This is a genomic window from Lysobacter silvisoli (assembly GCF_003382365.1).
Lineage (GTDB): Bacteria > Pseudomonadota > Gammaproteobacteria > Xanthomonadales > Xanthomonadaceae > Lysobacter > Lysobacter silvisoli.
The window spans coordinates 1,496,596-1,512,299 of the sequence record NZ_QTSU01000001.1 but is presented as its reverse complement, the minus strand read 5'-3'; the positions used below and the strand labels follow the sequence as shown (position 1 = coordinate 1,512,299).

The following is a 15,704-nucleotide window of genomic DNA, read 5'->3' as shown; positions in this document are numbered from 1 at the left end:
TGCACACCAAACCGCAGGCCGTGACGGCGGCCGACCGGGTGGGGCAAGGGCCCCGACCGGAACGTATCGAACCGAAGGAACCCAACGTGGCAAAAATTACCAAGACCTTCCAGTACGGCAACCACCAGGTAACGCTGGAGACCGGCGAGATCGCGCGCCAGGCCAGCGGCGCCGTGATCGTCAAGATGGACGACACCGTACTGCTGGTGACCGCCGTCGCCGCCAAGAGCGCGCGCGAGGGGCAGGATTTCTTCCCGCTCACCGTCGATTACCAGGAGAAGTTCTACGCCGGCGGCCGCATCCCGGGCGGCTTCTTCAAGCGTGAGGGCCGCGCGACCGAGAAGGAGACGCTGATCTCGCGTCTGATCGATCGCCCGATCCGTCCGCTGTTCCCCGAGGACTACAAGAACGAAGTCCAGATCATCGCCACCGTGATGTCGATGAATCCGGAAGTCGACGGCGACATCCCGGCGCTGATCGGCGCCTCGGCCGCCATGGCGCTGGCCGGCACCCCGTTCCAGGGCCCGATCGGCGCGGCCAAGGTCGGCTACAAGAACGGCCAGTACCTGCTGAACCCGACCGTGAGCGAGCTGGCCGATTCCGAACTGGAACTGGTCGTCGCCGGCACCTCCAATGCCGTGCTGATGGTCGAATCCGAAGCCAAGATGCTGTCCGAGGACGTCATGCTCGGCGCGGTGATGTTCGGCCATCGCGAAATGCAGAAGGTCATCAACATCATCAACGAGCTGGTCGTCGAAGCCGGCACCAAGGCCTCGACCTGGGAAGCTCCGGCCAAGAACGACGCCCTGATCGGCGCGCTCAAGGAAGCCGTGGGCGACCAGCTCGCCGCCGCCTTCCAGGTGCGCGACAAGCTGCAGCGCCGCGACGCCATCGGCGCGATCAAGAAGGACGTGCTGCAGCGTCTGGCCGGCCGCGCCGAAGCCGAGGGCTGGGCCACCGCCGAGCTGTCCAAGGAATTCGGCGAGCTCGAGTACCAGACCATGCGCAACTCGGTGCTGACCACCAAGGTCCGCATCGACGGCCGCGCCCTGGACACCGTGCGCCCGATCGCCTCCAAGGTCGGCGTGCTGCCGCGCACCCACGGCTCCTCGCTGTTCACCCGCGGCGAGACCCAGGCGATAGTGGTAGCCACCCTGGGCACCGCCCGCGACGGTCAGATCATCGACGCCGTCTCCGGCGAGTACAAGGAACACTTCCTGTTCCATTACAACTTCCCGCCCTTCTCGGTCGGCGAAGCCGGCCGCATGATGGGTCCGAAGCGCCGCGAAATCGGCCACGGCCGTCTGGCCAAGCGCGGCGTGCTGGCCGTGATGCCGACCATGGAAGAGTTCCCCTACACCATCCGCGTGGTCTCGGAAATCACCGAGTCCAACGGCTCGTCCTCGATGGCCTCGGTCTGCGGCAGCTCGCTGGCGCTGATGGATGCCGGCGTGCCGATCAAGGCGCCGGTCGCCGGTATCGCAATGGGCCTGGTCAAGGAAGGCGACAACTTCGTCGTCCTGTCCGACATCCTGGGCGACGAGGATCACCTGGGCGACATGGACTTCAAGGTCGCCGGCACCTCGGAAGGCATCTCGGCGCTGCAGATGGACATCAAGATCCAGGGCATCACCGAAGAGATCATGAAGGTCGCGCTGGGCCAGGCCAAGGCCGGCCGCCTGCACATCCTGGGCGAGATGGCCAACGCCATCACCGCGCCGCGCGGTGAGCTGAGCGAGTACGCGCCGCGCCTGCTGACCATGAAGATCCACCCGGACAAGATCCGCGAAGTGATCGGCAAGGGCGGTTCGACCATCCAGGCCATCACCAAGGAAACCGGCACCCAGATCGACATCCAGGACGACGGCACCATCGTCATCGCCTCGGTCAACGCCGCCGCCGCGCAGGCCGCCAAGGCGCGCATCGACCAGATCGTGTCCGACGTCGAGCCGGGCCGCATCTACGAAGGCAAGGTCGCCAAGATCATGGACTTCGGCGCCTTCGTGACGATCCTGCCGGGCAAGGACGGTCTGGTCCACGTCTCGCAGATCTCCAACGAGCGCGTCGAGAAGGTCAGCGACAAGCTCAAGGAAGGCGACGTGGTCAAGGTCAAGGTGCTGGAAGTCGACAAGCAGGGCCGCATCCGCCTGTCGATGAAGGCCGTGGAAGAAGGCGAGGGCGTCTCGGCCGAGTAATCGCCGGGCGACATCGCAGCTACACGAAAAAGCGGGCTTCGGCCCGCTTTTTTTGTGCCTCTCTTTTCGCCTCGCCGATGTCCGGTTTACCTGCCGAATGGAGATTAATTTTTCTAAGGCCAATCATCTCACCGCTGCGGGGGCGCGGCTTTGATGAACTTTCCATCTAAATTGACCGCGAGCCGTCGTCGACGCGCCCGCGCATCGGTCGCCGTTCAAGGCAGTCCCTTGGGCCTGCCGGCCGGGCGTTGGTTGCTGGCGCTGATACTGCTACTGGCGGCCATGCCGGCGGTGGCGCAGATCCAGCGTAGTTTTCGCAACCTGGGTTTTGAGCCGCCGCAGACGGTCGACGTGAACCCCAATTGCTTCATCATCACGCGCGCGCAGGACGTGCAGGGCTGGAAAACCAGCGAGCCCAACCAGAGCAATGCCTTCCCTGGCAGTGGCCCGCCTAACAACTGTTTCAACGGCAACCCGGGAACCGGACTGGGAGTGATCGAAATCTGGAACACCGCCTTCGCCGGCGTCAGCGCAGGGGCAGGCACCCAGTTCTCCGAACTCAACGCCTGGAGCGATGGGCGCTTGTCGCAGGATGTCTGCCTGTTTCAAGGCGAGCAGGTCGGTTACAGCTTTTTGCATCGTGGGCGCAACAGCGCAGCGACCGGCGATACGGCCGAGTTCAATGTCGACAGCACCAGCAACACGGTCGTCGCCATGAGCACGACCACCACGGGCGCGGGCGGCACCACGAGTTGCGGCGGCACCGCCTTCGCATCGCCGCAGTCTGGGACTGTGAGCGGGGCCAGCGAAGGTCTGGTGCAGTCGGCGACCTGCAGTACAGCGACCTCCACGAACGGTTGGCGCCGCTACACCGGCACTTTCGTGTACGGCGGGACGTCCGGAGCGCACAACCTTGGCTTTCAGACCGCCAATGGCGGCAGTTCAGGCAACTTCCTCGACGATGTGGACATCCTCCTGTCGCCGGTGATCCAATTCACCGGTAGCATCGCCGGCACCCGCGGCGAGGGCGCGGCGGCGAACACCTTGAGCCCGCAGATCATCGTCGTCGGCACCGTACCCGCCGGCGGCCTGGTGCTGGACTTCATCAACGATGCCGCGGCCACCGCCACCCAGGGCATCGATTACACCATTAACACCGTGACCATCCCGGCAGGTCGCTACGAAACACCCACCACGATCACCCTGACCAACTTGGTCACGGTCAACAACGACACGGTGATCGAGAACAACGAAACCATCGATCTGCGCATGGTCTCGCGCGCAGGCGCCTACGTGGTGGGCTCCACCCAGACTTGCGGCGCGGTCGTGGGCGGCGCGGGCGTGGTCACCATCGTCGACAACGATGTTGATGTGGCAACCACCAAGGTCGCCGTCAACGCCAATCCGCCACCGGGCGGAACGGCCACCTTTACGGTGGTGTACCAGAACAACGCCGCTCGTCCCACCGTCGGCACGGCCGCCGATCTCACGGCGCACGATCTCATCGCGACCCTGACCGATCCCTTACAGGCGGGGTACACCGCGTTCGCGTGGACCTGCGCGGCGGCCGGCGGCGCGGTCTGTCCCGCCGCCAGCGGCGCGGGGGCCATCAACGCCACCAACGTCAGCCTGCCTGCCGGCACGGCTGGCGCGGCGGGCGCCAGCCTCACCTATACCGTCACCGCCACGCTCGCGATCGCGCAGTGCACGGCAGCGCCCAACACCTCCACCATCACCCTAAACGGCACCACGCTGCAGGAAGGCACGTCCGCGCAGTCGGGTTTCGTCACCCCGACGCCGGGCGGCACCGCCAACAACAGCGCCACCGCATTCGCCGACCCAGGCTGCTTGACCCTGAACAAGACGGTCACTCCGGCCGCAGCCCGGGGACCGTTCACCTTCGGCCTGACCAACACCGGCCAGACCAGTGGTACGGCGACCACACCTGCCGGGGGTACGGTCCAGGTCGACGGCAATGCCGTGGCCGGAGTGCAAGCGTTCGGCATCGTCGCCGCGGGCGTGGCGGTGACCATCGACGAGAACGCCATGCCCAACGGCTATTCGGTCGCCAATGCGACCTGCTCGAATGGCAGCGCCACGGTCGGCTCGCTGCGCGGAACCATCTACACCATCGCAGCTGCCGACGTGGTCGGCGGCACGGATTTCACCTGCACTTTCACCAATGCAAACGGCAGCGACCTGCTGATCACCAAAACCAATACCCCGGTTGACGGTCCCAGCGATGGCGCCAACGACACCGTGGTCCGCGGCGCAGCCACGGTCTACCAGTTGCGTGTCACCAACAACGGACCGGCGACGGTCGCTGGCGCGGTGGTGCGCGACGCGCCCGGCGCGGGCATCACCTGTCCTGCGGGAAATGCTGTGACCATCACCGGTAGCGGCGTGCCAGCGAGCACATTTACGGTGTCCAATCTGACCGGAGCGGGCATCACCCTGGGCACGCTCAACAGTGGGCAGAGCGCCACGTTGAGCTTCCAATGTACGGTGAACTGACGTTTCGAACGATACCCAAAAATGTGGGGCGACGCAGAGCAGGTGCCGTATTCGCCAATGGGTGAAAGACTGGAAGGCGGTGCACCCCTCGCGTCCGAGCAGGCCAAGGCGCGCTTGTCAGCTCATATCCGACGTCGAATCGTCGCATCTATGAAGAAGGTCACCAAGAGGACTTCCGCGCCTTCGTGACGATCCTGCCGGGCAAGGACGGTCTGGTCCACGTCTCGCAGATCTCCAACGAGCGCGTCGAGAAGGTCAGCGACAAGCTCAAGGAAGGCGACGTGGTCAAGGTCAAGGTGCTGGAAGTCGACAAGCAGGGCCGCATCCGCCTGTCGATGAAGGCCGTGGAAGAAGGCGAGGGCGTCTCGGCCGAGTAAGCGCCGGACGACATCGCAGCTACACGAAAAAGCGGGCTTCGGCCCGCTTTTTTTTTTGTCCGAGACCTGCCGGGATGTCCGGTTTGACCGCCAAAGGGAGATTGTCTTACCCAAGTCCGGCCATTTCGGCCGGCTCAGGGGTGGTTCGATGGGTTCTTCTTTGGTTCGCCGCCGGCCGCAGCCGGTGCTGCAGTGCGGCGCGGTGACGCCGGTCGCGGCCGATACGGCTGCTCTACGCGATAGGCTCGCTGCCGCCGAAGGCTGGGTTGCCGGCGCGGCTTCATGGCTCCTGGCGCCCGGCTCGGCGGAGCTGTCGGTGCGCCCCGGCAGTCGCGCAACTCGCGACTCGATGGTTGCCCAAGGCCCGAATCGTGGGGCTGCGGTGGCAGCCATATCCGCGAGTCTCATGGCCTTGTCGCGATCGGCGCAAGCGCGGACGGCGATCGATTCTTCCCGTTTGGCATCCTCGTCGCGGATGGCGACGTCGAACACCGGGGTCGGAATGGCCAAAGCGGACGGGTATGCGCTGGGCTTGAGTCAAGTGCCGACGCAACTCCGGCGCTTGCGCGATACCGAAGAACGCTCTATTCGGCTGGGCTTTTTCATAAGGGCGCGCACACTGATCGAACGGCTACGACATCGAGTGGCGCCTCGCGCTGCAGTGCATTTGAATCGGGTGAAATTCAAAGCCGCAGGATATGGAGAACTTCGGTCCTACGGTCGGCAAGCGCTAGAGATTTCGGGCCGGGGAGCGCGCACGGCGTCTTGGCATGTCGACAGTCGAATAGTGCGTGCGCGTATCGTTGCCGCCATGCTCTCGTCTTTGACCTGCGTCTTGCCGGTCGCAGCCCAGGTCACACCCGTGCCCAATACGACCTGCGGTAATCTCAATACCGCCGAGTTCGGTGGCAGCTTCGGTGCAACAGCTTCTTTCCGCGACCTCCAGATTCCAGCCACGGCGGGAGGCTACTCTTACGCAGGGGGTTCGAATACAGCCGCCGCTCAGTACGCGGTTTTCGGCAAGGCATACTCCGCCAATTGGTTGCCGTCCGGATATCACTGGCAAAACTTGTTCGGGCACACTGATGGCAGCGACAACGATGCCTATCTGGCGGTTAACGGAGCACTCACGGTTGGGATGTTCTATCGTCAATCCGTCATTCTCGTCGCTGGGCAGCAGTATCGTTTAAGCATGTTCGCAGTAAACGCGGTTAATCTTGCTGGATACAATTCCAACGCCCCCGGTGAGAGGCCGAACCTCGAAATACGCGTCCTGACACCGGGCGGAACGGTCATTGCAACGGGGCAGACCGGTGCCATTCCCTTCAGGTTCTCAGGCGCTGCCTGGACGGGTCCGGCCGATTGGACGCAGGCAACGGTCGATTTCACGGCCACCGCCGCAGGTTCCTACACCGTCGAAGTCAGGAATCTCACCACGTCGTTCAACAACAACGATTTCGCGATTGACGACATCACGGTTGCTCCTTTGCTGGAAGCGGGCTGCCCACGTGATTTCGGCGACGCGCCCGACACCGCCTCAGGCACTTCCCAGAACAACTACCAGACCCTCTCGGCTGACGGCGGTCCGCGCCACACCTTGGTGGGCGGCCTTTATCTCGGCGGTGCCGCCACCAATGAGGCCGACGCCCTGCAAAATGGCACCGCCACCGGCGATGCCGACGATACCCGAGCCACTGCGATTCCCAATATCGTGCTGACGCCGGGGCAAATCATTGCCATCCCGGTAACGGTCACCAACACAACTGGCGAGAATGCATTCTTAACCGGATTTCTGGACTTCAACCGCGACGGAGACTTTCTCGATACAGGGGAGTCGCTTGCCGCGACTGTCGTGGCGGCTAATACGGGCGCGATACAGACGGTCAACCTCAGTTTCACCGTGCCAAATACTGCCGTGCCGGGAGTTGGTTTTGCCCGCTTTCGTCTGGCGCGTTCCTCCTCCGAAATCGCGAGCGCGGCAGGCAACGCGGCAAACGGTGAGGTAGAGGACTATCAAGTCAATTTGCTGCCTACAGTCAGTTTGACCAAGATATGGCAGAGTGGGATCAGCCCCAATGCAGTGACGTTGACGATTGGCGGAGGTACCGACATCACCGCTGGCTCATCTACTGCAGGCGGAGCCACTACGGTGGCGCGGGATTCTTTCGCTACCACCGGCGGTACCGCGACCCTGACCGAGACCTTCACCAACGGCACAACCGCTAACTATGTTAGTGCCCTGTCTTGCGTAAAGAACACCGACAACAGTCCGTTGACGGTAACAGCGGGGACGGTCACGTCCACCTCGGTCAACTTTACAGTAACGGTGCCCTCCGACAGCTTGGCGGTGTGCACCTATACCAACACCCGGCGAGTGCGTTTCCGCTTGGCCAAGGCTTGGACTAGCGCTATCGCGGGCGATGTCGCCCGTCTTGAAGCCACCGTTGGACTCAGTACGAATACGGTGCCGTTCACCGCCGCCGCGCCGGCGGCGACGAACGGCGCAGAGGTCATAGTGGGCGCGGCGGAAACCGCCACTTTGCCCGCAGAAACCATGACGGTGGGGACTCTGGCCAACTACACCACCACCTTGGCCTGCGACAACGGAGCAACGCTATCGGGAACGAACGGTCAGGCCTCGGGCAATACCGTCGTTCTACCCAGCACGCTGGCCGCGGACGCTTTGGTTACGTGCACGTACACCAACGCCCTGCGTACCAGCACGTTGCAGCTGGCCAAGGCCTGGGCGGCGGGTAGCCTGGCCGGCAATCAAGTCACCATCGGCGCCAGCTCCGGCGGCACCAACAACACCGAGGCATTTACCGCCACTGCGCCCACGGTGGCGGACAGCGGAGCAGCAGTGGTGGTAACGATCGGGAACACGATCACGCTGCCAGCGGAGGGCGGTGCCAATGCCGTGAACTACACCACGACCGTCGGCTGCACGGGCGGCCATGCGCTGTCAGGCACGGACGGTCAGCAGACGAATACGCTGACCATCAACAGCACGAACCCGGCGGTATGCACGTACACGAACACGCTACGTACCACGGATTTGTCGATCACCAAGACCAACACGCCAGGCGCTGGCCCTAGCGATCAGACGGACGACACGGTGACCGCAGGGGCGAGCACGGCGTATACCGTAGTTGTGAGCAATCATGGTGCCCAAGCGGTGATAGGTGCGGTGGTGCGCGACGCACCGCAGGCTGGACTAAATTGTCCGGCTGGCAACGTGGTGACGTGCTCCGGCGTGGCGTGCCCGGGAGGGGCCATCACCGTGGGCGATCTGGCCGCCGGAGTGGTCTTAGGCGCGTTGGCAGCCGGAGCGACGGCGACGTTCAGCTTCAATTGCGCCGTGCAGTAGACGGCGCTCATCGTTATACGCTCAACGTCTGGAAGCGAGGAGCGGGCTTCGGTCCGCTCTTCGCTTTTGAGTTGGAATGCATCGGAACATAGCAGCCGGCGGCTGCGAGCTAGCTAGATGTCCGGTGAAGCGAGTGCCGTGTCACTTTGTCGCTAGTCAGCGCTGGAGTATCCGGCTACGCCCGCTCCCGCGCGCACCGACAAGCGCCAGTCGTTCGCCGCCACGATTGCCAACACCAACATGCCCGTCAACTGCCTCGGCGAAGCGTCTGGTGACCCGTCGGCGCGCGACGTTTCCGGTGCCCTGCTCTTAGGTAACTCCTAAGCTTGTGAGAGTCGTGGTTAACGTGCGTCGGCGTCCTCACCCCGGCTCTCGTCGCCGTTGCGGCCATCGCAAGTGGTCTCGATCAGACCGCACAAGCCGCGGAACCAGGCGCGCTTGGGCGAGCGTGGATCGCCGTAGTCGATCCGGGCCCATTCCCCGGTGCAGCCGCTGATGCCGATCGCGTCGGTCAGCACGATCCCGCCGTCCTGCTGGATCAGCGCCGGGCTGCTCGGATCGGGATTCTGGAAACCGACCTCGGTCTGCAAGTTGTAGCCGACCCTCTTGCCGCTGACCCAGCCGCGGATGGGCGACGCGCGATGGGCGCCGGTGGCCGGGTCGGGGATCGAGACGTCGGCGATGCGGACCCAGCCGTCGCGCGCCTCGACGATGGTGAAGCCGACCGGCAGATGTCCTTCGAGTTCGTCGTCGGGCCCCGGCGGATTCCATCCGGGCAGGGTCGCGACGACGGGAGCGTTGATCGACGGGCCGGAGCGGACGTTCAAGCCTTTCGGATCGGTGTCCTTGGCGTACACGTCGAGTTCGCAGGCCGCGCTGGCGGCACGCGCATCGCCCGCATGCGCGGCCAGCGCCAGGAACAGGGCGGCGATGAACGTCGTGGGCGAAAAGCTCATGCGGGGATGCCTCCATTGCGGGAATTCCATGCAAGCGCCCGCCAGGAAACGTAGGGGCCGGGTTCGATTATGGCCTCGCGATCGACGGCTGTTCCAACCGCGCACGCCCGGACGGGGCCCGGCACGTAGCGCGGCCCACGCCCACCGGTAGCGTAATCGTCGACCCCGCCGATCTTCGCCTGGCCGCCGGCAGGATGCTGCTAGATTCGCGCCGTCCCTATCAGGAGAAGCCGGCATGGCGGCAGGCAGCCAGGAACTGGAGTCGTTCGTACGCGAAGCGATGTTGCGCGGGCAGAGCAAGGGCGCGATTTCGCAGGCGCTGACCGCGGCCGGCTGGAGTGCGGAGCAAACCCGCGGCGCGCTGGACGCCTACGCCGACGTCGAGTTCCCGGTGCCGGTACCGCGCCCGCGCGCCTCGCTGTCGGCACGCGAGGCGTTCCTCTATCTGGTGTTGTTCGCTACCCTGTACTCGGTGGCGTGGAGCCTGGGCAGCCTGCTGTTCGATCTGATCAACCGGATGTGGCCGGACCCGGCCCAGGCCTATCAGGTGTTCGGCGACTATCTCGGTTCCGGCGTGCGCTGGTCGGTGTCGACCATGATCATCGCCTTCCCGGTGTTCGCGTTCGTGTCCGCGTATCTGGCACGTGAAGTCGCGCTGCATCCGATCAAGCGCTTGTCGCCGGTGCGCCGCTGGCTGACCTACCTGACCCTGTTCGTAGCCGCCACGGTGCTGATCGGCGACATGACCGCGCTGGTCTACAACCTGCTCGGCGGCGAACTGACCCTGCGCTTCGTGTTCAAGGTGCTGGTGGTGGCGGCGATCGCGGGCACGGTGTTCCTGTACTACCTGCGCGACCTGCGCCGCGAGGAGGTCGAGGGCGCCGGCGGCAAGCCGGTGGGGCGCGGGCTGCTGATCGCGACTGCGGCCATCATCGTGGCGACGGTCGTCGCGGCCATCGCCACCACCGGCGGCCCGGCCGCGCAGCGGGCGATGCGCCTGGACCAGCGCCGGGTCGAGGACCTGACCCGGATCGGCTACGCGGTGACCCACTACTACAACCAGCATCAACGCCTGCCCTCGGACCTGCGGACGCTGGCGGCGCAGCCGGGGATGAAGCTGTCCATCGTCGATCCGGTGACGCGCGCGCCTTACGGTTACCAGGCGGGCGAGGGCAAGCAGTACCGGGTGTGCGCGAGCTTCACTACCGATACGGCGCAGGCGGAGGATACGCGCTACGGTTTGAACGACGATTGGCTGCACGATGTGGGCGAGCAGTGTTTCGAGCGTGAGGTGAAGCCTTGAGTGCGGATCGCGTCCGCCTTTGCTTCTCAGCTTCCCCCTTTGGAAAAGGGGGATTAAGGGGGGCTCTTCGCGCGAAACTTGCGACCCGCATGCCGGGCGCGTTGCGACGGCGGTGGCATGATGCAGGCTGATCCCCGCCGCACCCTCGCATGCCGCCTGTCGCTCCGTCCCATCCGATCCCGCTGCATCGCCCGCTGAGCGCCGCCTGCGCTCTGGCCTTGCTCGTCCTGAGCGCATCCGCATCCGCGCAACAGAACCAAACCCAGGCGCGTACCCTGGATTCGGTGGAAGTGGTCGCGCCGCGTCGCGCGCTGGCCGAGTTCCCCGGCGCCGTCACCGTGATCGAGGGCCGGACCCTGCGCGAGGGCCAGCGTCAGGTGAACCTGTCCGAGGCGCTGGCGCGCGTGCCCGGCATCAGCGTGCTGGACCGGCAGAACTACGCCCAGGACCTGCAGGTGCAGAGCCGCGGCTTCGGCGCGCGCTCCACCTTTGGCATCCGCGGCATCCGCCTGGTGGTGGACGGCATTCCATCCACGGCCGCGGACGGACAGGGGCAGGCAGCGAACTTTCCCTTGGACGCGCTGGACCGCATCGAAGTGCTGCGCGGTCCGCTGGCGTTGCAATACGGTAACGCCGCCGGCGGTGCCATCGTTGCCGCCACCGACCTGCAGCGCCTGCGCGGCGCGAGCGCGCAGGCCTGGGGCGGCGACCATGGCAGCTACCGCGTAGGCGCGCTGGCCGACGGCGCCAGCGAGGATGGGCGTTGGCGCGGGCGCGTGGGCGTTAGCCGCTTCGGCACCGACGGCGAGCGGCCGCACTCGGCTGCACAGCGTTCGCAGTTCGATGCGGTGGCCGAGTGGTCGCCGCGGGAAGGCGAGCGCCTGCGCCTGGTGCTGAATTCGCTGTCGCAGCCCGACACCGACGATCCGCTGGGCCTGGATCGCGCCGGCCTGCGCGCGGACCCGCACGGCACCGATCCGGTGGCGCTGCGCTTCGACACGCGCAAGCGCATCGGCAACCACCAGGCGGGCCTGCGCTGGCAACGCGACTACGCGCCCGGGCGCGAAGCCTGGGTCGGCGCCTATGGCATCCGCCGCGACGTGGTCCAGTACCTGGCGATTCCGATGGCGGCGCAAACCGCACCGGGTAGCGCGGGCGGCGTGATCGACCTGGGCCGGCGCTCGACGGGCCTCGACGCCGGCCACCGCTGGTACGGCGCGCGCGGCGGTTTGGCGCTCGGCGTGGAACTGGCGCGACTGGATGAGGACCGGCGCGGCTATGAGAACTACGTCGGCGACCGCCTGGGCGTGCGCGGCCGGCTGCGCCGCGACGAGCGCAACCGCATCGCCGATCGCGAGCTGTACGCGGTCGGCGATTACGCGCCGGCAGCGGGCTGGACCTTGCTCGGCGCGGTGCGGCATGCGCGCCTGGAGTTCCGCTCCGACGACCGCTATTTCGCGCCCGGCAACGGCGACGACGGCGGCCGCGCCGATTACCGCGAAACCTCCGCGGCGCTGGGCCTGAGCCGTGCGTTCGCGCGCGGCGAGGTGTTCGCCAGCCTGGGCCGCGGTTTCGAGACGCCCACCGCGACCGAGTTGGCCTACCGCGCCGACGGCAGCGCCGGCTTCAATCGCGAGCTGCAGCCGGCGCGCTTCGACACCGCCGAACTCGGCCTGCGCTGGCGCCGTGGCGGCGCGCGCTTCAGCGCGGCCGTGTACCGGGTGGAGGGCGAGCACGAGATCGTGCCGGCCGACAGCCGCGGCGGCCGCGCCAGTTTCGCCAATGCCGGCCGCACCCGTCGCGACGGCGTCGAATTGGGCCTGGACGGCGACTGGGGCGCGCAGTGGCGCTACGCGGTGGCGGCGAACTGGATCGATGCGCGCTTCGAGCAGAGCTTCGCTTACCGTGTACAGGGCGCCACGCGCACCGTCGCCGCCGGCAGCCGCGTGCCCGGCGTGCCGCGTGCCGACGGCTATGCCGAACTCGCCTGGCGTTCGCGCGACGGCGCGCTGGGCGCGGCGCTGGAGGGGCGTTTCAGCGATCGCATCGCGGTCGACGACCGCAACACCGATTTTGCCGCTGGCAACGCGCGCTTCGCGCTGCGTCTGGATTGGCGGCCGCGCAACGGCCGCGGCTGGCGCGGCTTCGCGCGCGTCGACAACCTGTTCGACCGCGACTACGTCGGCTCGGTGATCGTCAACGAGGGCAATGCGCGCTATTTCGAGCCGGGCGCGGGGCGCGGCTTCACCCTGGGCCTGGCCTGGGACGCGGTGCCGCGCGCGGACTGAGGCGCGCTCAGCCCAGCCAGCGCAGCAGCTGGCGGTACACGCCCGCGTCGCCGAGCAATTCCAGATGGTTCACGCCGTAGGCGATGTGCTGGCGGGTCTTGGGCATGCGCAGGTCGTAGGCGCGGTCCGGGTGCCGGCCCAGCGCGCTGGCCACCGGGACCAGGCCATCGCCCTTGGGCAGCACGGCGGCATCGTCGCGCGCTGCGCTGGCGGTGCTGGCGGCGACCGCGTAGCTGCGCACGCCCGGCGGCAGCGGCGAGGGCTGGCGGCCGTCCGCGCGGCCGTCGGCGTCGGCATCTTCCCAATCCTCGTCGCGCACGTTGCCGTGGCGCAGGTCCTGGATGCCGGCGCTGCGGATCTTGCCCAGGCGCGCGAACGGCGCGGTGTAGGGGCTCAAGCCGATCATCGCGTCGATCCAGCTGCCGGCGCGTTCCAGCGGCGCGCCCTGGTGCGGGGTACCGAGGAAGATCATGCGGTCCAGGTGCGCGAGCCAGTCCAGCCGTTCCTGCTGCGCGGCCACGCAGGCGCTGCGCGCGACCAGGCCGCCCATGCTATGGCCCAGGATCGCCAGGCGCTCCACCGGCACCGGCCAGCGCTGCAGCAGTTGCTCCAGCAAGCGCGAAAACTCGCGCCCGTTGACCGAGATATGGCGCCCGCTGTTGTAGTGCAGGTACAGCGGCGTGTAACCCAGGTCGCGCGCGAGCGCGGCGCCGTGATCGTGGTCGCCGTAGCGCCATTGCAGGTCGTTCATGCACAAGCCGTGCACCAGCACCAGGATCTTGCCGCCGGCGTCGGGCAGGGCGGCGGCGAGCTCGCGGCGGCGCAGGGTCAGCGCCTGGCCGCCGTGGCGCAGCCGCATCGGGATGGCGAGCGGATTGCGGCTCGCGTCCAGGTGATCGCCGAGCACGCCGTTGGCGGCGGCGACCATGGCTTCGCGCTGCGGCGGCGGGCGCACCACGTCCAACAGCGGCGCAGCGCGGGCGAAGGCCAGATCCAGGCCGTCGCCAACCAGCCGGGTGGCGCCGCGCACGCTGCGGTAGACGAAGCCGGCGATGCCCGGCGCGGGGCCCGCGGCCACCGTGCCGAGCACGCCGGGCAAGCGGCTGATGTTGGCGTGCATGGCTTCGACCAGATCGGTGACGCCGGTGATCGCGTCGATGGTCAGGCGGTTGACGCCGCGCAGATCGTCGCCGTTGCTCGCCGGGCGCGGGCGGATCGCGGATCGGGAACTCGGCATGCGGGCCTGCGCGCGGGACGGATGCGTCGCAGGGTAGCGCAGGTCGCCGCCGTCGTGCCCGTGCCTCAAACCAGCCCAGTCGCGTAATACAGGCCGATCACCACGAACACCGCCAGGGTCTTGACCAGGGTGATGGCGAAGATGTCCTTATAGGCCTGGCGGTGGCTCAGGCCGGTCACCGCCAGCAGGGTGATGACCGCGCCGTTGTGGGGCAGGGTGTCCATGCCGCCGGAGGCCATCGCCGCCACGCGGTGCAGCACTTCCATGGGAATGCCGGCGGCGTTGGCGTTGGCGATGAAGGTGTCGGCCATGGCCGCCAGGGCGATGCTCATGCCGCCGGAGGCCGAGCCGGTGATGCCGGCCAGCGCGGTCACCGTCACCGCTTCGTTGATCAGCGGATTGGGGATCGCGCCCAGCGCGTCGGCCACGATCAGGAAGCCGGGCAGCGCCGCGATCACCGCGCCGAAGCCGTACTCGGAGGCGGTGTTCATCGCCGCCAGCAGGGCGCCGCCGATCGCGGCCTTGGTGCCCTCGGCGAAGCTGGTCATCACCGACTTCCAGGCGAAGGCCAGCACGCACACGATGCCGACCAGCAGCGCGCCTTCCACCGCCCAGATCGCCGCCACCTTGCTCACGTCCTGCACCACCGGCGCGGCATCGCCGATCACCGCCGGGTCGAAGCTGTGGCTGCTGCCGTAGAACGCGGGAATCCAGGCGGTGAACAGCTTGTTGCTCACGCCCACCAGCACCAGCGGCAGGATCGCCAGCAACGGCGAGGCCAGCTTGCCGCCGGCGTAGGGCGCCGGTTCGTTGAGCAGGCCGGTGCCGTAGCCTTCGCCGGCCTTGAGCGCGCTGCGCCGGCGCCAGTTCAGATAGAGCAGGCCGACGAACAGGATGAACACGCCGCCCAGGGTGCCCAGCCACGGCGCGGCCCAGGTGTTGGTGCCGAAGAACGAGGCCGGAATGATGTTCTGGATCTGCGGCGTGCCCGGCAGCGCGTCCATGGTGAAGGTGAACGCGCCCAGGGCGATGGTGCCGGGGATCAGGCGCTTGGGGATGTCGCTCTGGCGGAACAGCTCGGCCGCGAAGGGGTAAACCGCGAACACCACCACGAACAGCGACACGCCGCCGTAGGTGAGCAGCGCGCATACCGCCACGATCGACAGCATGGCGCGCTCGCGCCCGAGCAGGCGGATGGTGGCGGCGACGATGGACTTGGAATAGCCCGACAGTTCGATCAATTTGCCGAAGATCGCGCCGAGCAGGAACACCGGGAAGTACAGCTTGAGGAAGCCGACCATCTTGTCCATGAACAGGCCGGTGAACATCGGCGCGACCAGGCTGGGGTCGGTCAGCAGCACCGCGCCCAGCGCCGCCACCGGCGCGAACAGGATCACGCTGTAGCCGCGGTAGGCCACGAACATCAGGAAGCACAGCGCGGCCAGCACGATCAAAAACGCCATCTAA

General features: G+C 66.9%; 8 protein-coding genes and 1 pseudogene. 6 read left to right on the top strand and 3 right to left on the bottom strand.

All coding sequences use genetic code 11. The features are described from left to right. Positions 1-86: 86 nt before the first annotated feature. The 4 genes and pseudogenes from pnp to DX914_RS06595 all read left to right on the top strand — a co-directional run bounded on the left by pnp (position 87) and on the right by DX914_RS06595 (position 8,453). Positions 87-2,195, top strand: a complete 2,109-nt coding sequence (pnp, locus tag DX914_RS06610) for a polyribonucleotide nucleotidyltransferase (protein ID WP_115858220.1) — start codon at positions 87-89, stop codon at positions 2,193-2,195. Between the two features lie 228 nt (positions 2,196-2,423). Further along, positions 2,424-4,709 carry a prealbumin-like fold domain-containing protein gene (locus DX914_RS06605; RefSeq protein ID WP_158549200.1) on the top strand — a complete coding sequence of 762 codons (2,286 nt, stop codon included), beginning with the start codon at positions 2,424-2,426 and terminating at the stop codon, positions 4,707-4,709. Between the two features lie 87 nt (positions 4,710-4,796). Next, positions 4,797-5,086, top strand: a pseudogene (locus DX914_RS06600) (S1 RNA-binding domain-containing protein); the annotation flags it as partial. A 148-nt stretch (positions 5,087-5,234) separates the two neighbouring features. Then, positions 5,235-8,453 carry a beta strand repeat-containing protein gene (locus DX914_RS06595; protein WP_147300617.1) on the top strand — a complete coding sequence of 1,073 codons (3,219 nt, stop codon included), beginning with the start codon at positions 5,235-5,237 and terminating at the stop codon, positions 8,451-8,453. Between the two features lie 341 nt (positions 8,454-8,794). Here DX914_RS06595 and DX914_RS06590 read toward each other — a convergent pair whose 3' ends face one another. Then, positions 8,795-9,409, bottom strand: coding sequence for an SH3 domain-containing protein (locus DX914_RS06590; RefSeq protein WP_115858217.1), 615 nt, complete (start codon positions 9,407-9,409; stop codon positions 8,795-8,797). A 235-nt stretch (positions 9,410-9,644) separates the two neighbouring features. Here DX914_RS06590 and DX914_RS20355 point away from each other — a divergent pair, with 235 nt between their 5' ends. Further along, positions 9,645-10,712: a DUF5671 domain-containing protein gene (locus tag DX914_RS20355; RefSeq protein ID WP_196778836.1), complete on the top strand. Its 1,068-nt coding sequence runs from the start codon at positions 9,645-9,647 to the stop codon at positions 10,710-10,712. A gap of 149 nt (positions 10,713-10,861) precedes the next feature. After that, positions 10,862-13,000: a TonB-dependent receptor family protein gene (locus tag DX914_RS06580; RefSeq protein WP_115858216.1), complete on the top strand. Its 2,139-nt coding sequence runs from the start codon at positions 10,862-10,864 to the stop codon at positions 12,998-13,000. A 7-nt stretch (positions 13,001-13,007) separates the two neighbouring features. On the opposite strand, the gene DX914_RS06575 is transcribed toward DX914_RS06580, so the two are convergent. Both DX914_RS06575 and DX914_RS06570 read right to left on the bottom strand, forming a co-directional pair. Beyond that, positions 13,008-14,237: an esterase/lipase family protein gene (locus DX914_RS06575; RefSeq protein ID WP_115858215.1), complete on the bottom strand. Its 1,230-nt coding sequence runs from the start codon at positions 14,235-14,237 to the stop codon at positions 13,008-13,010. A 65-nt stretch (positions 14,238-14,302) separates the two neighbouring features. Beyond that, complete coding sequence (locus DX914_RS06570; RefSeq protein ID WP_115858214.1) at positions 14,303-15,700, bottom strand: GntP family permease; 1,398 nt, start codon at positions 15,698-15,700, stop codon at positions 14,303-14,305. Between the last annotated feature and the right edge of the window lie 4 nt (positions 15,701-15,704).

What these genes read in the sequence shown, in the direction of transcription:
- DX914_RS06595 (WP_147300617.1), top strand. Translation starts at nt 5,235, where the DNA reads ATGGGTTCTTCTTTGGTTCGCCGCCGGCCGCAGCCGGTGCTGCAGTGC.
- DX914_RS06590 (WP_115858217.1), bottom strand. Translation starts at nt 9,409, where the DNA reads ATGAGCTTTTCGCCCACGACGTTCATCGCCGCCCTGTTCCTGGCGCTG.
- DX914_RS20355 (WP_196778836.1), top strand. Translation starts at nt 9,645, where the DNA reads ATGGCGGCAGGCAGCCAGGAACTGGAGTCGTTCGTACGCGAAGCGATG.
- DX914_RS06580 (WP_115858216.1), top strand. Translation starts at nt 10,862, where the DNA reads ATGCCGCCTGTCGCTCCGTCCCATCCGATCCCGCTGCATCGCCCGCTG.
- DX914_RS06575 (WP_115858215.1), bottom strand. Translation starts at nt 14,237, where the DNA reads ATGCCGAGTTCCCGATCCGCGATCCGCCCGCGCCCGGCGAGCAACGGC.
- DX914_RS06570 (WP_115858214.1), bottom strand. Translation starts at nt 15,700, where the DNA reads ATGGCGTTTTTGATCGTGCTGGCCGCGCTGTGCTTCCTGATGTTCGTG.